The sequence below is a fragment of the Roseixanthobacter pseudopolyaromaticivorans genome (assembly GCF_043195145.2).
In the GTDB taxonomy this organism is placed as follows: Bacteria; Pseudomonadota; Alphaproteobacteria; order Rhizobiales; family Xanthobacteraceae; genus NCEH01.
Genome location: NZ_CM195539.1, coordinates 5060836 through 5080671, shown reverse-complemented (window position 1 = coordinate 5080671; position 19836 = coordinate 5060836). Strand labels below are relative to the sequence as shown.

The following is a 19836-nucleotide window of genomic DNA, read 5'->3' as shown; positions in this document are numbered from 1 at the left end:
TTAATTCAAATATATGAAATTACTATCTTATTTTAGCTCACCTGCGTCCGGCTCCGAAACATCTAAGGGATCTAATCGATTTTGAATGCAATATTGCCGGTCGCTTGGGGCGATATATGAACAGATGGAATGTCTCGCCCGCCGCACTCTCGCACCACCCCTGCAGCCTAAGGCGAGCGGGACTTGCTGACGCTGGCTGCGCTGCGCTTTCGCTCCTGGCCGCCCCTCGAACCCGCAGCGCTTCGGGCATTGGCCGCCAGCTCGGCTTCCAGAACCTCTCTGGTTTTGCGCCATCCATTGAGATGATGGACCCTGAGCAATTCGCGCAACAAGGACCCTTCCCGGTCCCGAATGGCGGCCAGGATCTGTTCATGCTCACTGACCGCAGCCGCCCAACGCGCCGAATTGCGATTGCCCGCCAGACGATAACGGCCGACTCGGGCACACTCCGCCTTGTAGATGCGCGATAGCGGCGCGTTGCCGGCGCAGTCGACAATCTTCTGATGAATCGACTGATTCAGATGAAAATAGCCCATAAGATCACCCCGCCGGTGGCAATCCATCATCTTGAGATGGTCGTTCTCGATGGACATGAACTGCGCTTGCGTAACTTGCGCACATGCCGGTTCGGACGCCACGCCCTCAAGACCGATCAGCACCGTCATGACCGCCTCCACGTCGGCCGGGGTCAGCTGAGTGACCACCGCGCCGCGATTCGGAACAATGCTGATCAACCCCTCCGCCTCGAGGATCTTGAACGCCTCCCGCAGCGGCGTCCGGCCCACGCCCATCTGCTCGATGATGGTCCGCTCAGCGATCCGGCTGCCGGCCGGCAACTCGCCAGAAACGATCAGGTCGCGAATCCGCTCCACGACGACCAAAGCCCGCTGGCCCCGCGGGCCAATTTCGGCATCTGCCAAAACGGTAGAAATTACAGCCTCCTGCTTTGCATGCAAATGTCGCAAAATACGTGAACCATTGATTTCGATTTGACATAATATGCGGTTTATCGCATGCAATCTTCAATGAGAGAATGATCGATCGGCGCGCCGTGTTGTACCCGGATTGATCGCAGCTGGCCCGCACCGTCGGGCCAGCATTGAGAGGATATCGCCAGCGCGATGAACTACCATCGTTATTTCCCGTCCACAAAAGCGGTTGAAACCTGCATCGTCGGCGTTGGCGGTTTTGGTCGCAGTTTCCTGGCCCAAGGCCTCCACGTTCCATTGATGAACGTGCGGATTGCCGTCGACCTGGATGCCGCCGTGGTTGCCGAAACGATGCGCGAGATCGGCATCCCGCCCGAGCGCATCCGAATCTGCTCCCACCGGCAAGAAGCCGAAGAGGCCTGGGCCGCCGGCCACTTCATTGCCGCAGCCGACTTGTCCGTCGTCATAGACCTGCCCTTCGATGTGCTAGTGGAGGCAACCGGGCATCCGGAAGGCGGCGCGCGCCATGCGCGCATGGCCGTCGAGGCAGGGAAGCATCTCGCCCTTGTGTCCAAGGAGGTGGACAGTGTGGTCGGCAGCGGCCTCGCGCATATGGCGGCGGAGCGCAGCCGGGTGGTCACCCCCGTGGACGGTGACCAACCGAGCCTTCTCATCGGACATGTGACGTGGGCCCAGATGATCGGGCTCGAGATTGTCGCGATGGGCAAATCCAGCGAATATGACTTCGTCTTCGATCCCGAGGCGGAAACCCTCACCAGCAACGGCGTGACCGTTCCCGCCCCGGGTTTCTCAAACGCCTGGGATCGCGGAGACCGGAGCCCGGCAGACATCTGCAAGCTCCGGTCAGACCTTGCATCCGCTTTGCCGCAGCGTGCGGTACCGGATCTGTGCGAGCTTCTGATCGTGGGCAACGCCACCGGCTTCGGGCCCGATGTTGCAAATCTTCACGCCCCCATCGCCCGCATCTGCGAAGTGCCCGATATCCTGTGTGGGAAGGAGGATGGCGGTTTGCTTGCCGGTCGGGGGCACCTGGATGTTTTTCATTGTTTGCGTCGGCCTGAGGAAGTCAGCTTCGCTGGCGGCGTCTTCGTCATCGTGCGGTGCGACGACAAAACCACGTGGGAAATGCTCGCGGAAAAGGGCCATGTGGTCAGCCGCGACTTGAAGCATGCTTTGCTCTATCTGCCGCGGCACCTCCTGGGCCTTGAGGCGACCACGAGCATACTGGAAGCCGCTTTGCTCGGTGCTTCCTCGGGCGGGCTTTCCCCGCGTCCACATCTCGATCTCATCGCTCGCGCCCAACGAGACCTTCCGGCGGGAACGGTCCTCGACATGGGTGGGCATCATCATACGATCGACGGGGTTGCCGCCGAGCTCGTCCCCGCTACGCCTTTAAGTATCGGCCGCCCGGTGCCCTTCTATCTGGCCGCCAACCGGCGTCTTGCGAAGCCCGTGGCCAAGGGTGAGACCATAGATTTGGATCATCTGATCATTGAGCCCGACTCCGAACTGCTCGCGTTGCGACGGATTCAGGACGAGATTTTCTTCAGCGAAGCCGCGCAGGAAAAGTTGGTGCAGGCGTCCTGAGGCGCTTCCCCGTCGATCGCCGGGCCATCTGTTGCGTGCTTCTAAAAAATCCAAGGGAGGTTTGCCGTGGGGCGTCCACTGATCATCGAGGTTCGGGTCAACGAATATGCGATGCGCCATTCCAATCCGAACGTGCCCTGGACCCCGGACGAGATTTCGCGCGATTGCAATGAGATCCGCGAGGCCGGTGCCGCCGTGGTGCATTTTCACGCGCGCAAGGAAGACGGTTCTCCGGCCTTCGATGCGGAAAGCTATGCCGCATCCATCCGCAAGATCCGCGCGGGTTCGGATATTCTCATCGCGCCGACCATGGGCCAGATCCATGTAAGCGGGGATGCCACGCGCTTCCAGCATTATGTCGCGTTGGAAAAGATGGGCTTGAAGCCGGATTTCGTTCCGATCGACACCGGAACCACGAATATCGATCGTTTCGACTTTTCAACCAATACGTTCGATACCAAGCATAAGGTTTACCTCAACACCACCGAGACTGTGGAGCGATTCATCGGCTGGACCCACGACCTTGGCATGCGGGAGCAATTGTTCGCCTGGACCGTTCCCATGCTGCGCACCGGCCAAGCGCTCTATCGCATGGGCCTGCTGAAGACGCCGGTGCACCAGACCTTCCTGCTGACCGAAGGTGGTATCCTCGGCGGCCACCCCGGCACTGTGGCTGGCCTGAAGCCGTTCATTGAGCTGCTGGATCCGGCCGTGCCCATGATCTGGTCGGTGGGCTGCAAAGAGGGTGATCTCCTCGGCCTCGTCCCGTACATCCTGCAGAATGGCGGGCACATCTCCATCGGCCTCGGCGATTACGGCTATCGCGAGCTTGGCATGCCCCGCAACGTGGACGTGGTGCGCAAGGTGGTCGAGCTGGCTCGCCAATATGATCGCACCCCCGTCACACCCGACGGCGTGAAGGAATTGCTCGGCATGTGAGCGCGTCATGCGCTCGCCCGCCTGCTCAAAAACGCCGGAGGCCCTATGATATCCACCATCAATCCGAAGGATTTGACTGTCTTCGTCACCGGCGCCACAGCCGGATTCGGGGCGGCGCTCTGCCGGCAATTTCACGGCGCGGGGGCGAAAGTCATCGGCGTCGGCCGCCGTCGCGAACGGCTGGATGCGTTAAAGGCGGAGCTTGGCGAGCGCTGCCACGTCTCAGAGCTGGACGTCACTGACCGGGACGGGGTTTTCCGCACCATCGAGACGCTGCCGGCACCCTTCGACAAACCCAATGTCTGCGTCGTCAACGCCGGCCTTGCGGTTGGGTCCACGCGCGCCCAGGACGCGGACATCCTCGCCTGGGAGCAAATGATCTCCACCAACATCAATGGCGCCCTGAACACGGTGCGGGCCATGCTCCCAGGGATGGTGCAGCGAAACGAAGGCCATATCATCCTCCTCGGCTCCGTCGTCGGGGATTATCCGGGGCCGACCACGAACGTCTACGGCGCGACCAAGGCTTTCGTGAAGCAATTCGCCCTCAGTCTGCGCGCCGACCTGCTCGGCACGCAGGTGCGCGTCACCAATATCGAGCCCGGTATGTCGGAGACCGAGTTCTCCCTGGTTCGCTCGGCCGGCGATGCGGAGAAGGCGGCGGCCTTGTACAAGGGCATCACCGCCATGCAGGCAGAGGATATCGCTGAAACCATCTTCTGGTCTTGCACGCTGCCCCGCCATCTGAATGTGAATCGCCTTCAGATCATGCCGGTGCAGCAGGCTTTCGGCCCATTTGCCATCTCTCGCCGGGAGGCCTGAGCCGAAAGCCTCCGGCTCTTACGCCGGCAGTAGAACTGACCGCCACCAACGATGGGCGGGGAAACCGCGACGTACGATGAAGGGGCTTACAGAGGCCCGTCACGCCCTCTGGTCGGCGAGAATCGGAGACTGTTCCGCAAGGAAGTCCGAGATCGCGTCAAGAAAAACGTCCGGGCTCTGCAATTGCGGCACGTGGGCGCAATTGGGCAGCACCTTGAGCTCGACATTCGGCAGGATCCCGGCAAGTTCAACCGACATCGGCGGGGGCGTTGCCTCGTCATGTTCGCCGACCAGAGCGAGGGTGGGCGTCTTAAGATGCGCAAGCTCGGCGGTCAGGTCCAACGACGCGAGAGCCTGGCAAGCCGCCTGGAAGACGTGCGGATCGGTGCGCAGGAAGGCCTCCCGCCGGACCGCCATAAGGTTCGGATTGGCGACCTGGAATTCCGGCGCGAACAGGCGCCGCATGGCGACGTCGACGATCGCGGAGAGGCCATTTGCCGCCGCCGCGCGAGCCATGTTGCGGAACGCCTCGCGGCCCGGTTCTGAAAATCTTGCGCCGCAGCCGGCGAGGATGAGCCGACTCACAAGGCCCGGATGGCGCAGCGCGAGCTGAAGCGCGACGAAACCACCATAACCATTCCCCAACACGATGGGCCCGGCCGGATCGTTCAGATCGCGCAGCGCGTCCGCCATGCGGTCCGCCACCGCCGGAAGGCCACTGCTCACAGCCTCGGAACCACCGAAGCCGGGCATTTCCGGCACCACCACGCGAAACCGCGTCGCCAATTCGGGCACGATCCGGTCGAAGCTTTCGCCATCCGCAAGGAGCGAATGGAACAGCACCAGCGTGCGCCCCTCCCCCACCACGGATGCGCTTATCCGTCCATCCGACAGAGCCATTTTCATGCTTTCTCTCCGCGCGTTTGAAACCGTTATATGCGTCACCAATAGGAGCGGCAATCCCGCTCAGGGATGAAAGATTCCGATTGCGTGAAATATCACGATATGGAATCTTTGGATAAAGGGTCGATCAAAAATGCTCCTCCGCGACAATCTCTACGAGACCATCCGCGACGAAATCCTCACCTGCCGGCTTATGCCGGGCGAGGAAGTGCGGGAACAGGAATTGGCCTCGCGCTACGAAGTGAGTCGCCAGCCGGTGCGGGAAGCGCTTCTGCGGCTGGAGCGCGAACGTCTGATTATCGTAAATCCCCGTCAGGGATATCAGGTCAATCCAATTTCCTTGAGCGACGCACGGGACTTGTTTCGCTTTCGATTGGCCCTTGAGCCGGCCTGTGCCGCCGAGGCGATTGAGAATGCACAGGACGACGTTCTGGAGGCGCTTGATGCATTCCGCATCTTCGACGCGAAGCTGCCATTCATCGAATACAACCGCGCGTTCCACTGCGCGCTCGCGCGGGCTTCCGGAAATATCCGCATGTCATCCGCCGCCTGCGATCTCATCGAGCAGGCGGATCGCCTCGTGCGCGTGTCGATCGGGTCCATCAAGGGGCGGGACCCGACGCAACTCGTGGCCGAGCACGTCGCCATCATCGAGGCGGTCCAGCGGCGGGATGTACGCACCGCCCGTCGCCTCATCAAGACGCACGTCGTCAGCGCCGAGAAGCGCGTGCTGTCCGCACTCAGCCGCAGCGCTGTCAGACTTTGAAGGAGCCTTCTGATGAACTCGTATGAAAAGCCGACGCTCGAGGTCGAAACGCGCGGCAATTATGTGGGCGGCCTCGAAATCGAAGCGGGAGACGGCACGCTCATCGACGTGCGCAATCCCGCGACGGGCATGGTCATCGCCCGCATCCCGAATTCCACGCCGCAGGACGTGGACCGCGCCATGAAGAGCGCACGCGCCGCTTTCGAGGGCCGGGAGTGGGGCGGCATGGATGTCCGCGCCAGGGCGCGTCTGGTGAACCGCCTCGCCGATGCATTCGAGGACAATCTCGAAACGTTGTATAGGCTTGAGACGCTGAACAACGGGCGGCCGATCAACGAAACCCGCGCGCAGCTCTCCCGCCTCCCCGACTTCTTCCGCTATTTCGCAGGCCTTGCGCTCGCGCGCCGCGATGATGTGATCCCGGTTGAGGGTGCGTATCTGAACTATACCTTGCGCACGCCCATCGGCGTCGTCGCGAATTGCACGCCCTTCAATCACCCGCTCATGATCATGTGCAAGTCGCTCGCGGCCGTGCTTGCCAGCGGATGCACCACCGTGGTCAAGCCCTCCGAATACACGCCCCTCACCACACTGAAGCTGGCGCAGATCTTCACCGAGGCAGGCCTGCCAGCCGGCGTGTTCAACGTGGTCAATGGTTACGGCCCGGGAGCGGGCAAATTCCTCGCGGAACATCCGGACATCAACAAGCTTGTGCTCACCGGCGGAACAGAGGCCGGCCGAATTGCCGGCAGCGCCGCGGCCAAGGTCTTCGCCCATCAGACCCTTGAATTGGGCGGCAAGACTCCGGTTATGGTGTTCGACGACTTCGATGTGGACCAGGCGGTGGATCTTGCCGCGTTCGGCGCTTTCATCGGCGCCGGCCAAACCTGCGTGTGCGGCAGCCGCCATCTTGTCCAGGCCTCGGTTTATGACGAGTTCGTGGAAAAGCTCGCCGCCAAGGCGCGCGCCATCCGCATGGGCGATCCCTTCGACCCCGCGACCCAGCTCGGGCCGGTGATCTCCGCCAAGCAGCGCGAACGCGTCCTCACCTATGCGGGCTATGGGCGACAGGAAGGCGCACGCGGCGTCGCAGGTGGCGAGGCGGCCGTGCTGCCGGGGCTGGAAGGCGGGTTCTTCGTTCAACCCACGGTCTTTGCCGACGTGCGCGCCGACATGCGCATCTTTCAGGAAGAAGTGTTCGGCCCCTTCACCAGCGTCACTCCCTTCAGCGACGAGGCGGAAGCGCTGCGCCTTGCCAACAACTCGCCCTTCGGTCTCGCCGCCGCCATCCGCACCCGGGATGTGACCCGTGCGCACCGCGTCGCGGCCAATGTGAAGGCCGGCCTCGTGTGGATCAACGATCACCACCGTCTTGATCCCGCCTCGCCCTGGGGCGGCGTCGGCGATAGCGGCATCGGCAGGGAGTTCGGGCTCGAGAGCTTCAACGATCATTTCGAGGTCAAGAGCGTGATGCTGCCGACCGTCGACCGCCGCTTCGATTGGTATCGCGACACGTCCACCCAGACCCGCTTGAACTGACCACAGACCAACTGACCACACCGACACGTCAATAAGAACCTGAAGCCGGCGCCTCCCGGGGCGCCGTCGATCGGGCGCGTGCCAAAAGCCACAACGCTCCTTGGAGGAAGCGCCATGTCATCCATCGTCAATGCCGGTCCGCGCCTGGACCGGCTTCCGATCAGCACATTCCATTACCGGATCATGTGGCTCATCGGCATCGGCATGTTCTTTGACGGATTCGATATTTACATCGCCGCCACGGTGCTCGGGGCGACGCTGAAGAGCGGGTTCTCAACTTTCAGCCAAAACGCCCTCTTCGTCTCCGCAACGTTCGTGGGCATGATGGTCGGGTCGTTCCTCACCGGCTTTCTCGGTGATCGCTACGGTCGGCGCTTCACCTACCAAGCCAACCTTCTCCTGTTCGGGCTGGCCTCGCTGGCCGCAGCATTTGCGCCGAACATGGAGGTGCTGATCGGCCTTCGCTTCCTCATTGGCGTCGGCCTCGGGGCGGAAAATGTGGTGGGCTATTCGACCCTCACCGAATTCGTGCCCGCCCGCTCACGCGGTCGCTGGCTCGGCCTGATGGCCGTGTTCGTGGTGACCGGCCTGCCCGTCGCGTCGCTGCTGGGCTATCTGATCATCCCCGAATTCGGATGGCGCGCCATGTTCGTCATCGGCGGGCTGGGCGGCCTCGTGGTGTGGTACCTGCGCAAGAAGCTGCCGGAATCCCCGCGCTGGCTCGAATCTGTTGGGCGCACCGAGGAAGCGGAGCGCCTGCTGGAAGACATTGAGGCCGAAGCATCCCGCGGCCAGCCTTTGCCGCCACCGGCAGCGCCCGCGCCGGCCCCGGCCCGCCTGGGACTTGCGGCTCTCTTCCGCCCGCCGCTGCTCTCGCGAATGATCGTCGGGTGCATCTGCCTGATCGTCATCAACACGCTTCTTTACGGCTTCATTACCTGGCTGCCGACCTTCTTCATCAAGCAGGGGCTGAGCATCGCCACGTCCTTCGGCTACTCGCTCCTCATGGGCCTCGGCGCCCCGATCGGCTCGGCTATCGGCGCACTCACCGCGGACCGTTGGGGCCGCAAGCCCACCATCATCGCTTCGTCCGCGCTGGCGGTGCTGTTCGGGTTGATCTATCCGAACGTCTCCGACCCGACCTTGTTGCCATTGATCGGCTTTGCCTTGACGGTCCCGATCTATGTCCTCGTCGCGCTGTTGTTCGGCATCTACATTCCCGAACTGTTCCCGACCGAAGTCCGGCTGCGGGCCAGCGGCATTTGCAACACATTCGGACGCGGCGCCACAATCGTCACTCCGTTTATCGTGGTGGCGCTGTTCGAGACGCACGGGATTTCGGGCGTGATGGTGCTGATGATCGGCCTGCTGATCCTGCAGATCGCGGTCGTCGCCCTGCTGGGCATCGAGCCGCGCAATCGGCGGCTGGAAGAGCTGGAAGGCAACGTGGGCGGACGGCCAAGCACAGCGGGGCTCGGCGTGGTCGAAGCAGGCTCCGGAAAGCCATCCTAAGGGTAAGGGTCATGCGAGGCGGCAGCTGCGGAATGCGGCCGCCGCCTCGGACTTAGGGGTACAGATTCAGGAACCGCTCCAGTGGGGAACGGTCTTCGTGCGGGCGAGGAAATCTCGGACGCCCAGGCGGAAGTCTTCACTGCCGTAGACTTCTTCGATCAAGGCATCGATGTTCGGCAGATTGCCGAACATCATCTGGCGAAGGGTCGCCTTTGTGGCGCGCGTCGTCAGGGGCGCATTCTCCGCCGCGCGGCGGCAGAGGCTCTCGATTTCACCCTCCATTGCGTCCGGCTCGACCAGCCGCAGCAGGAACCCGCTGGCGAGCAGTTCCTGGGCGGAAATGATCTCGCCGAGCAGCACCATGCGCTTGGCCGTAGCGACGCCGATCGCGCCACCAATGCGCGCGACGCTCCGGGCCGAGAGGCAATTGCCCAGGGTGCGGCCGATGGGCGAGCCGAAACGGGCGCTCGGCGTCGCAATCCGGAAGTCGCAAGCGGATGCGATGTTGAGGCCTCCGCCCACCGCCCAGCCGTCCACCACGGCGATGGTGGTGACCGGAATAGCATCGACAGCACTCATGCATTCGTCGATGGTGTGCTCGTAGGTCTGCCCGTCGGCGCCGCTGGTGAATTTCGTGAAGCCGGAAATATCCGTTCCGGATACGAACGCCTTGCCCCCCGATCCGCGAAGCACGGCGACCCGGATCGAAGAATCCTCGGCAATCGCGCGCGCCGCGTCTCGCAGGTCCAGCCACATCTGGCTGGTCAGGGCATTATGCGCCTGCGGATTGTGAAACTCGATGCGGGCGACGTCGCCGGTCTTCTCAAACTTGATGCAGGGGCTGCTCATCGCGCTCACTCCTGGTGCTTTGTGGGCGAAGCAGCCCCTTGCTGATGAGTTCCTGGCGGATTTCCTCCCGATGCTCGCCGAGCAGCGGTGGCGGCAGGCGCACTTCCTGGGGCGTCGCGCTGAGCTTCACCGGAAATCCGAGCGCGCGAAACTCACCTTCCACGGGGTGCGGGACCATCTGCACCATTTCGCGGGCGACCGCCTGCTCGCTGGTGAGCGCCTCGCCATAATCGAGAATATCGGCCGCAGGCACACCGGCTTCCAGCAACGCGTCGATCCATTCCGCGCGGGTGCGGGTCAAGAAGGTCGGCGCCAGCGCCTCGATCAAGACGATGCGGTTCGTGACGCGGGCCGCATTGGTGGAGAAGCGTTCGTCTTCCTGGAGTTCCTCCCGGCCGAGCACTTTCAGGAAGGTGCGCCACAGTCCCTGGTTGGCGGCGCCGATGACGAACCAGCCGTCCGAGGCTTGGACCGCCTGGTAGGGCGCGGACATGCGGTTTGCGGAACCGATCGGGGTCGGCGACTTGCCCGTGCCCCAAAGCTCGGTGGTTTCCCAGATGGAGAGCGCGAGGGCCGCTTCGAACAGGGAGGCGTCGATATATTGCCCCTCCCCCGAGGTCTGCCGGCCGATGACGGCACTGAGGATGGCGTAGGCCGAGAATAGCCCGGCGCCAAGATCGGCGACCGCGATGGAATTCTTGGCCGGCTCCATGCCGGGGAAGCCATTGGAGCTCAGAACGCCCGTGACCGCCTGGGCGATGAGATCGAAGCCGGGACGCTGCGACCAGGGACCCGTCTGGCCGAAGCCGGAAATGCTCGCATAGACGAGGCGCGGATTGAGCGGCCGCAGCGTCTCATAATCCATGCCCAAGCGAGCCGCGACGCCAGGGCGTCCGTTCTCGACGAGCACATCGGCGGTTTTCACCAGCGCGTGCAGAACTTCCTGGTCCGCTGGCGACTTCAGGTCGAGCGTGATGCTGCGCTTGTTGCGGTTAAGAGCGAGAAATCCCGGGCTGTCCGAGCCTTTCAGGCGAAAGCCCATGGAATGGCGGGTGGAATCGCCCGTTCCGGGGGGTTCGATCTTAATGACGTCGGCGCCCATGTCCGCAAGAAGCATGCAGCAGAAAGGGCCCGCCATGACTTGAGTGATGTCGAGCACGCGTATGCCTGCAAGAGGCAGTGCCATTGTAATTCCTCCCGTTGGTCTCGTTGTTCTTCGCTGCGCGGCCGGGGGGCGATGTCCCCAGGGCGTGAAACCGTCGATGTGCGTCAGGCTCGGAGCCCACGAGCGACGGCATCCCACTCGTGGCGAGCGCTCCAGAGCCCTTTCATCGCTTTAAAGGTATTTTTCTATATCATATAGGATTTTAGGGGTCAGCAATTTTCCTGTCAAACCCGGTTCGAAATCTTCGGGTGTAGCCAATCACACGGTGCGTCGTCGGCGGGTGCGCGGCGTGCGAGGGGACGGCCCCTCCTCGTCCGACTTATCGGCGGCAACGGCGACGCGTTCCTGCTCCGCGAACGCCTGATCCATGCGCCGTCGCGATGCGTGCAGATGGGCGCGCATCGCCGCTTCTGCCGCCACCGGATCACGCGCGAGGAGCGCCTCGATGATGGTTTCGTGCTCCTTCACCGCCTCGGACGGCGCATTGGTCTTGAACAGGAAGCGGAAGATATGGAGATGCACGTGCAGCCCCTCGATCGTCTCCGCAATGAACCGGTTGCCGCTCGCGGTCGCGACCAGATGGTGGAGCTTGGCGTCGCCCTCGGCGAACTGCGCATAGGCCAGTTCATCGCCCGTCTGCGCCAGCGACATCTCGCCGGAAAGCTTCGCGAGCGCCCGCAATGCCGTCTCATCGCTGCGCTCGGCCGCGAAGGCCGCTGCCTGAGGCTCGATCAAAAGGCGAAGTTCGAACAGATCGGCGATTTCCTCGCGGGTGAGCAGGCTGGCGGCCCGGAACCCGACATTCGGAATCTTGTGCGCGAGCTTCTGTGCTTCCAGAAGTGTCAACGCTTCCCGGATCGGAGTTTGGGAAATCTGCAACTTCCGCGCGAGCGCCTCAATCCCGATGTGGGCGCCAGGCGCGATCTTCATCGTCACCAGCATCGACAGCAATTGCTCATAGGCAAGCTCGACCAGCGATTGCGGGTAAGCTGGCCGCACTTCTTCAAGCGCGACGAGGCGCGCGAACGAGGGCAACTCCTGATTGTTGGCTGTCATTTGGAATCAAACCCAAAACGCGTGATGCTATAAAATATATGATTTTTTGGCCTGAACCAAGCTGGCCGCAGTGCCGGCCTGAGCTTATGCATTCCCGTAGGTCCGCGACACAGCGGGACTCTCCCCCGCAAGACTGACCATTTGCGCCCAAACCGCTGGCGAGACAGAAATATCGCGCCCCATGCGGGCCTCGCGCGTCTCGAAGGCTCGGTCGCCGGGAATCCGGACGGGATGGTCGGGGTCCGCCGGCATGGACGTACGCAGATCGTCGAGGAATTGGGAGACGAGCGCCGCCATATCCGCCGCAGGCTCCATGACAATGAACACGTCGCCCTTGTTGCAAGGATATGTGGAATCCAGCGTCCCCCGCACTTCGGGTCCCAGCGCGCAGGCCGCCAAGCTTGCCACGAGAACCTCGAAAGCGAGGCCTAATCCATAGCCCTTCGCACCGCCGAACGGAGCGATGGACCCGGCCTTCGCGGCGGTGGCGTCCGTGGTGGGATCGCCTTCCGCATCCAACGCCCAGCCGAGCGGGATAGGCTCGCCCCGCGCGGCATGATCGTGAATCTTGCCCATGGCAACGATGCTTGTGGCCATGTCGAACACGAAAGGCGTTGGTTGAGCCGGAACGCCGATTGCAATGGGGTTTGTGCCGAGCATGGCCTTGCGGCCACCCCAGGGATGGACCAGCGCCTCGCTGATCGTGAGCGCGAGCAGGACCTGCCCCTTCCGCGCGCTTTTTTCCGCGTACCAGGCCAGCATGCCCAGATGATCACACCTGCGGATCGCCGCCATGGCCACGCCGGTGTCCTTGGCCCGCGCCGAAACGGTTTCGAGTGCGTTCAGCGCGACCACGGGGCCGAGCCCCTGCATCCCGTCCACCTCCAGCAGCGCCGCTCCGCGCCAGTGGCCCTCGCCCTTTGCGAGGGGATCGACCACCCCATTGGCGATGCGCTCGAGAATGCGAGAGAGCCGCAAAAGCCCATGGGAAGGATAGCCCCGCAGTTCCGCCTCCACCAACAGGCTAAGCTGCTGTTCGGCATGATCCGTCGGCACACCGGCGCGTTCGAGCGCCGCCATTCCGACACGTTCGATCTCGCTTAAGGACGGCATCTGACTTCCGATCTGTGCGCGGCGTCACCCTGGTGGCCCATCCTCCGGATGCCGACAATGTGTCGGCATCCGGAGGCGCAAGCGCTACCAGTTCACCGCGACATATTTGGCTTCGGTGAATTCAAGCAGGCCGTGATGGGCACCCTCGCGGCCGAGCCCGCTCTGCTTGACGCCACCGAACGGCGCGGCCGGATCGGAGACCAGCCCGCGATTGAGCGCGACCATGCCATACTCGAGGCGCTCGGCCAGTTGCAGCCCACGCTTCATGTCGCCGGTGTAGACGTAAGCAGCGAGGCCATATTCGGTATCGTTGGCCATGCGCACCGCGTCCTCGACGTCCTTGAACGGCACCACCGCCGCGACCGGGCCGAACACCTCCTCGCGCAGGATGGCGGCGTTCAACGGCACGTCCGCCAGCACCGAAGGCGGGTAGAAGAAGCCCGGGCCGGCGCCGGCGGCGCAACCCAGGCGAACGCTCGCGCCCTTGCTGAGCGCGTCGCCGACAAGGGTATCGATCTTTTCAATGGCGGCCGGGTTGATCATCGCGCCGCACTGGGTGGTGGTGTCGGTGCCCGCGCCCAGCTTCAGTGCGCCCATGCGCTCCACCAGCTTCTCGACGAACGCCGGATAGATGCCTTCCTGCACATAGAAGCGGTTCGCGGCCGTGCAGGCCTCGCCGGCATTGCGCATCTTGGCGATCATGGCGCCGTCGAGCGCAGCCTCCAGGTCGGCGTCGTCGAGCACCAGGAAGGGGGCGTTTCCGCCGAGTTCCATGGACGAGTTGATGACGTTGTAGGACGCCTCGCGCAGCAGGATGCGGCCAACTTCGGTCGAGCCCGTGAATGAGAGCTTGCGCACGCGCGGATCGCGCAAGATGGCGCTGCACAGAGGGCCGGGATCGGAGGTGTTGACGATATTGACCACACCGGCGGGCACGCCAGCGCGGCGCAGGATCTCGCCCACGGCGAGCGCAGTCAGCGGGGTTTCTTCCGCCGGCTTGAGAATGCAGGTGCAGCCTGCAGCCAGGGCTGGGGCGATCTTGCGCGTGGCCATGGCAGCCGGAAAATTCCACGGCGTGATCAGCAGCGAAATGCCGATCGGCTGATATTGCACGAGGATGCGGTTGCCACCCGCCGGGGCGATGGAGATATCGCCGTTGATGCGCACCGCTTCTTCCGCGTACCAGCGAAAGAATTCCGCTGCGTACAACACTTCCGAGCGGGCATCGGGCAGCGCCTTGCCGTTTTCCAGCGAGATGATCTGGGCAAGGAAATCGGCCTGCTCGATCATAGCCGTGAAGCAGCGCTGCAGGATCACCGCCCGAGCGCGGGGCGGGGTCGCTGCCCACGCGGCGGAAGCCGCAGAGGCCGCATCGACCGCGGCCATGCCGTCGCCAACGGTGGCGTCGGCGACGCTGGCAAGGACACCGCCGGTCGAAGGATTGAGGACCTCGATCTGCGCTCCGTGTGAACCCGGAACCCAGGCATCCCCGATCAACAGCCCGGTGGGGATGGCAAATCCGCCCTTGGCGTCAAAACCGGGCACGACATAGGTCTGGTCGAATTCGATCGGGCTGATGCTCGCAGTGCTGAATGACATGGCAATAAATCCTGCTGGGTGTCAGAGATTGAGCAGCGCGGCGCGCTCGCCGCTGAAGGCCGCTTCGGTGATGTGAAGCATTGCGGCAAGGTCGAGCGGGCGCGGGTTGTTCTTCACCAGACGTTCGGCCTTAAGCGAGCCTGAAGCGACCTCGTGCTCATGGCCGCTCGCCAGCCCGAGCGCGGCCAGTGAACGCGGGATGCCAATGGTCGCGAACAGCTCCGCAACCGCGTCGATAAAGGCCTGGGACAGCGCGTCGGTGCTCATTCCGGCATCGCCGAGACCGACCGTGCGGGCCAGTTCCGCAAAGGCTTCGGGGCAAGCGGAGCGGTTGTATTGCATGACGAACGGCAGCAGCGCGCCGACCCCATCGCCATGGGCCGTGTGGGTGAGATTGCCCACCGGATATTGCAGGGCATGGGCGGCCGCCGTGCCGGCGGTGCCGAATGCACAGCCAGCGGCCAGCGAAGCGAGCATGAGGCCCTCGCGCGCCTCCAAGTCGCTGCCGTTCGCATGAGCCCGCGCCAGATAACGGAACACATTCACGACCGCGAGCTTCGCGAAATGATCGGACAAAAGGTTCTTGCCGATGAACACATGCTTCTCGGTGAGCTGAGGTTCCGCCGGCCGGGTCATGCTGGTGAAGGCTTCCACCGCATGGGCCAGCGCATCGGCGCCGGAACAGGCGGTGAGGCCGGGCGGGCAGGTCAGCGTCAATTCAGGATCGCACACCGCCATCTGGGGAATGATGTAGGGGCTGGCGACGCCAATCTTGGAGCCCCGTGCCTTGTCGAGCACGACCGCGACGGGCGTCACTTCCGATCCGGTACCGGCGGTGGTCGGCAGCGCGATCAACGGGACCACCGGGCCGGGAACCGCGAACTCGCCGTAATATTTGCTCACCTCTCCGCCGTGGGTGATGAGCACCGAGACCACTTTGGCGAGATCCATGCAGCTGCCGCCACCGATGCCGATCACCAGATCGGGGGCGAAATCGCTGATTTTCTCCATGCAATCGGCAATGGATTCGAGGGGCAAGTCAGCGATGGTCTGGTCATACACGCGGGTCTTCACTCCCGCCGTGTGCAAATCGGCAAGCAGGCTGGCGAACTCCCGCGTCTGCGCCAGACGGGCGTCGGTGCACACCAAGGCCCGGCTGCCGATCCGGGCGGCAGCGCTGCCCATCACATGACGCTGGCCGCGCCCGAAGAGGATCGTTTGGGGGAGACGCAAGGCTCCGAACATGGCGCAATTCTCTCTCAAGATTAGACAGCACCCGGCCGTCGCAAGTGTTGATATGTCTGCCTGCGTACAGGCAGTGAAATCCGTATTCGAAAGCAGCTGGCCTCTACGCCACGCCGCGCTTGATCCCACCGTTGAACACGGCGCCGAAGACGCGGGTGATGAGCGGAAGAAACAGAAGGAAGATTCCGATCGCCATCATCGTCGCGACCAGCGGAGTCTCGAAGAAGATGCGCAGCGTGCCGCCCGAGGACAGCATCGATTGCCGGAACGCGTCCTCCGCCTTGTCACCCAGCACCACCGCGAGAACGAACGGCGCGAGAGGATAGGACAGCTTCTTGAAGACGTACCCGACCACGCCGAACACAAGCGCCAACCAGATATCGAAGACATGATTTGCGACAGTATAGGCGCCGATGATGCAAATGATCGCGATCAGCGGACCCACCACGGAGAACGGCGCGCGCAGGATGAAAGCGAACAGCGGCACCGTTGCCAGCACCAGGACGACCGCGATCAGATTGCCCGCATACATGGATGCGATCAGGCCCCAGACGAAATCGGGCTGAGTGGTGAACAGCATGGGGCCGGGAGAAAGGCCCCAGATCATCAGGCCGCCCATCATCACCGCGGCAGTCGCGGAACCGGGAACGCCGAGCGCCAGCATGGGCAGCAGGGCGCACGACCCGGCCGAATGATCGGCGGTCTCCGGGGAGATGATGCCCTCCGGCTCGCCCTTACCGAAATTCCAGCCACGCTTGGAAAACCGCCGCCCGAGCGCATAGCTCATGAACGAGGCCGCCGTGGGCCCGCCCGGCGTGATCCCCATCCAGCAGCCGATCAGGGCGCTGCGCAGGATGGTGACCCAATAACGCGGCATTTCCGCAAGTGTACGAAAGATTTCGCGCAGGCTGAGCTTCGCCTTCACCCCATCAAACTTGTAGCCTTCGTCGATGGTGACCAGCAACTCGCCGATGCCGAACAGGCCGATCACCACGATCAGGAATGAGATGCCTCCGGTCAGTTCGTTGATGCCGAACGTGAGGCGCCCTTCACCGGAAATCGTGTCCATGCCGATGGTGCCGGCGGCAAGGCCGAGCATGATCGACACCAGTGTCTTGAAGGGAGAACCGCCGGCCATGCCGATGAAGCTTGCGAACGCGAGGAAATAGACCGCGAAATATTCGGGCGAACCGAACCGCATCGCGAAATTCGCGACCCAGCCAGACATCAACGTGATGACGAGGACGCCGATCAGCGCGCCAATGCCGGCTGATGCGAACGCAAGTGTAAGGGCGCGCACCGCCTGTCCCTGCTTGGCCATCGGATGGCCGTCGAAGGTGGTCGCGACCGAGGAAGGCTCGCCCGGAATGTTGAACAGGATGGATGTGGTCGATCCGCCGAAGAGCGCACCCCAATACATGGATGTCAGCAGAATGATTGCCGAAATGGGTTCCATGGTGAAGGTCAGCGGCATCAACAGCGACACGCCGTTCGGCGCCCCTAGCCCCGGGAGAACACCGACCACCAGGCCCAGGAGCACGCCGAACACCATGATGAGGATATGCTGGGACGTGAGGGCGATCGCGAACCCGTCCATCAATTGGCCAAAATTGCCCATGGCTCGTTTCCTCTTTTATTTATTCTTCAGTAAATGCCGAAGTATTCGAGGATCGGCCCCTTGAGCAGCGGCACCATGAACAGCTTCTCAAAGACGATGAAATTGGCCGCGACCACGATGACGGCGGTCAACACGCTGGTGCTGGTGCGGAACCCGGCGGCGAACCGCATGGCATAGAAGATGTAGAGCGCCATGCCGATATAAAGGCCAAGCCAAACGGAAATGGCCGACATGGCGATGATCGGCAAAAAGAACAGCAATACGGTTCGAAACCGCTGCGTGTCCATGAACGGCTCGTCATCATGGACCTCGCCGCCGCCGGCACTGGCCACGACCGGCGCCGCGGAGCGTTTCAGCAGGGCCTGGACCATGGTTCCCAAGCTACCGAGCATGATGAGGCAACCAATGCCGAACGGGAAATAGCCGGGCTGCGGGCCGCTGGAGCCCCAGGCGATTCCGTTTTCGAGCGAGCCGTAGCAGACAATCGCGCCGATGAGGCCGGTTGTTGCGGCGGTCGCCACTTCCATTGTCTTCCAAGAGATCTTCATCGAGGCAACTCCACGAGGAGGGGGCGCAAAGCCGGTTGAACCAGGGCTTCGCGCCCCTGCTGTCGCTATTGTCCGGTGCCGACGAGCCAGCCGTTGGCCTTGTAGATCTCAGCGTAAGTCTTGATCTCCCGATCCAGGTAGTTCTTGAAATCCTGGCCGGTCAACATCTTGTCGATTTGAACATTGCGTTCGACGTAGGACTTGAATTCGGGGGTCTGGGTGACCTTCTTCATAAGGTCGGTGTAATAGGCAAGAGCTTCCGGCGGCGCCTTGGCGCCCATCCACACGGTGCGCGGCTGGAGGAAGTCCTTCACGTCGATCCCTGCCTCGACGCAGGTGGGGATGTCCGCCCAACTCATGCCATCAGCCACCACCGTCTTGTCGGTCAGGCGCTCGCTGGTGAACACGCAGAGCGGCTTCTGGTTGCCGGCCTTCCACTGCTCCAGGCTCTCGCTCGGATTGTTGGTATTGGCTTCGATATGCCCGCCAGCAACCTGGATCGCCGCTTCATTCCCGCTTTTGTAGGGAATGTACGCAAGGTCCGTGCCCGTGGCGCGCTCGACGAGGGTCACCACCGTCTCGTCCGCATCCTTGGCCTTCGCGCCGGCGACCCTCACCTTGCCCGGATTGGCCTTGGCCTTGGCGACGAACTCCTGGGCGGTATTGAGCCCGGAAGCTTTGGGATTGGTCCATAGGATGAAGACGTCGAAAACCATCGAGGCGACCGGCGTGAGGTCGCTGAAGCTATAGTTCACCTTCGTGCCGAGCGGCAGCACATAGGCGTCCTGGGTGCCGAAATAGATCTTATAAGGACTGTCGGGATTGTCCTTGGCGTAATTGAATGCTTCCGAACCACTGCCGCCGGCCTTGTTGAGCACGAGGATCGGCGTCGTCAGCAGTGCGTTCTTGGTGAGGGCGGCCTGGACCACGCGGGCGAAAATATCCGATCCGCCGCCGGGGCCAGCCGAGACCACGAGTTCAACCGGACGATCGGGCTTCCATTCGGCGCGCGCGGCGCCAGGAGCGGAAACGATCGCCGTCACGGCCATCGCCGCGGCCATACCCAAATAAGACGCTCTCTTCATCATGCTTTCCTCCCTTATATCGTTATCAACACAGCCTTCCAGAAAACATCATTCGGGACCTGATCCCGTTGAATATTTTCCGTTTTTGGGCATCCGCGCCAAGTTGAAGGCTGGGTAAATTACTTTTTTATTTCTTTTTTCTAGCCGCACTGCCAAGCCATCTGCGGCACGAAATCGGACTAGTTTGATTCATCCTCTTCCAACGGCGAGCCGACAGCCAGTGCAGGACCCGCTGGGGCGGAGCGTGCCGTCACGAATTATCCGGGCGTCGAGAACGACCGAATTTCGTAGATCCTATATTATCTATGATCATGCGCATGAAAAGATCAAGCCCTTTTACCGTCCCGCCCATCAAAACGCCGGCGTGGATGGCGCCCGAACAGGATCGGCGGCCGACGCCGATTGGCTTACACAGCGCGCCTGCACGATCCGAAAAGGAGGTCACGGCAGCAGTCGTCACGCTTCGGTGCAGCAGGAGCTCGGTCGTCAGATCCGACCTGCCACGAGACGCGCCAGATTCGACACCTCAGGCGCCTGCGT

The 19836-nt window shown here is 62.7% G+C and carries 17 protein-coding genes; 6 read left to right on the top strand and 11 right to left on the bottom strand.

What is annotated here, in order from left to right:
- Positions 1–167: 167 nt before the first annotated feature.
- Positions 168–872, bottom strand: a complete 705-nt coding sequence (locus V5F68_RS23760; protein WP_394013051.1) for a GntR family transcriptional regulator — start codon at positions 870–872, stop codon at positions 168–170.
- Between the two features lie 249 nt (positions 873–1121).
- Between V5F68_RS23760 and V5F68_RS23755 the strand changes: the two genes are divergently transcribed.
- The 3 genes from V5F68_RS23755 (at position 1122) to V5F68_RS23745 (ending at position 4298) form a co-directional block, all read left to right on the top strand.
- Complete coding sequence (locus V5F68_RS23755) at positions 1122–2537, top strand: NAD(P)H-dependent oxidoreductase (protein WP_394012898.1); 1416 nt, start codon at positions 1122–1124, stop codon at positions 2535–2537.
- Between the two features lie 66 nt (positions 2538–2603).
- Complete coding sequence (locus tag V5F68_RS23750; RefSeq protein WP_394012899.1) at positions 2604–3476, top strand: beta-keto acid cleavage family enzyme; 873 nt, start codon at positions 2604–2606, stop codon at positions 3474–3476.
- 45 nt (positions 3477–3521) lie between these two features.
- On the top strand, positions 3522–4298 hold the full coding sequence (locus tag V5F68_RS23745) for an SDR family NAD(P)-dependent oxidoreductase (protein ID WP_394012900.1): 777 nt from the start codon (positions 3522–3524) through the stop codon (positions 4296–4298).
- 99 nt (positions 4299–4397) lie between these two features.
- Here V5F68_RS23745 and V5F68_RS23740 read toward each other — a convergent pair whose 3' ends face one another.
- The gene (locus V5F68_RS23740) at positions 4398–5204 is read right to left on the bottom strand and encodes an alpha/beta fold hydrolase (RefSeq protein ID WP_394012901.1); all 807 of its coding nucleotides are present in this window, start codon (positions 5202–5204) and stop codon (positions 4398–4400) included.
- A gap of 130 nt (positions 5205–5334) precedes the next feature.
- Here V5F68_RS23740 and V5F68_RS23735 point away from each other — a divergent pair, with 130 nt between their 5' ends.
- From V5F68_RS23735 to V5F68_RS23725, 3 genes are all read left to right on the top strand, one after another.
- Positions 5335–5967, top strand: coding sequence for a GntR family transcriptional regulator (locus V5F68_RS23735; RefSeq protein WP_394012902.1), 633 nt, complete (start codon positions 5335–5337; stop codon positions 5965–5967).
- Positions 5968–5979: 12 nt separating this feature from the next.
- On the top strand, positions 5980–7506 hold the full coding sequence (locus V5F68_RS23730) for an aldehyde dehydrogenase (protein ID WP_394012903.1): 1527 nt from the start codon (positions 5980–5982) through the stop codon (positions 7504–7506).
- A gap of 114 nt (positions 7507–7620) precedes the next feature.
- A complete protein-coding gene (locus V5F68_RS23725) occupies positions 7621–9018 on the top strand; it encodes an MFS transporter (protein WP_394012904.1) in 1398 nt (465 codons plus the stop codon).
- A 66-nt stretch (positions 9019–9084) separates the two neighbouring features.
- Here the strand turns inward: V5F68_RS23725 and V5F68_RS23720 are convergent, their stop codons facing one another.
- The 9 genes from V5F68_RS23720 to V5F68_RS23680 all read right to left on the bottom strand — a co-directional run bounded on the left by V5F68_RS23720 (position 9085) and on the right by V5F68_RS23680 (position 19260).
- Positions 9085–9867, bottom strand: a complete 783-nt coding sequence (locus V5F68_RS23720) for an enoyl-CoA hydratase (protein ID WP_394012905.1) — start codon at positions 9865–9867, stop codon at positions 9085–9087.
- Positions 9842–11053, bottom strand: a complete 1212-nt coding sequence (locus V5F68_RS23715) for a CaiB/BaiF CoA transferase family protein (protein WP_394012906.1) — start codon at positions 11051–11053, stop codon at positions 9842–9844. Before V5F68_RS23715 ends, V5F68_RS23720 begins: the two co-directional genes overlap by 26 nt.
- A 237-nt stretch (positions 11054–11290) precedes the next feature.
- Complete coding sequence (locus V5F68_RS23710) at positions 11291–12067, bottom strand: GntR family transcriptional regulator (RefSeq protein ID WP_394012907.1); 777 nt, start codon at positions 12065–12067, stop codon at positions 11291–11293.
- 105 nt (positions 12068–12172) lie between these two features.
- Positions 12173–13201 carry an Ldh family oxidoreductase gene (locus tag V5F68_RS23705; protein WP_394012908.1) on the bottom strand — a complete coding sequence of 343 codons (1029 nt, stop codon included), beginning with the start codon at positions 13199–13201 and terminating at the stop codon, positions 12173–12175.
- An 84-nt stretch (positions 13202–13285) separates the two neighbouring features.
- Positions 13286–14800 carry an NAD-dependent succinate-semialdehyde dehydrogenase gene (locus tag V5F68_RS23700; RefSeq protein ID WP_394012909.1) on the bottom strand — a complete coding sequence of 505 codons (1515 nt, stop codon included), beginning with the start codon at positions 14798–14800 and terminating at the stop codon, positions 13286–13288.
- Between the two features lie 21 nt (positions 14801–14821).
- Positions 14822–16045: an iron-containing alcohol dehydrogenase gene (locus V5F68_RS23695; protein WP_394012910.1), complete on the bottom strand. Its 1224-nt coding sequence runs from the start codon at positions 16043–16045 to the stop codon at positions 14822–14824.
- Between the two features lie 103 nt (positions 16046–16148).
- A complete protein-coding gene (locus tag V5F68_RS23690) occupies positions 16149–17663 on the bottom strand; it encodes a tripartite tricarboxylate transporter permease (RefSeq protein ID WP_394012911.1) in 1515 nt (504 codons plus the stop codon).
- A 26-nt stretch (positions 17664–17689) separates the two neighbouring features.
- Positions 17690–18211, bottom strand: coding sequence for a tripartite tricarboxylate transporter TctB family protein (locus tag V5F68_RS23685; RefSeq protein WP_394012912.1), 522 nt, complete (start codon positions 18209–18211; stop codon positions 17690–17692).
- Between the two features lie 65 nt (positions 18212–18276).
- Entirely contained in the window at positions 18277–19260 is a 984-nt protein-coding gene (locus V5F68_RS23680) for a tripartite tricarboxylate transporter substrate-binding protein (RefSeq protein ID WP_509274722.1), read from the bottom strand.
- Positions 19261–19836 lie beyond the last annotated feature (576 nt).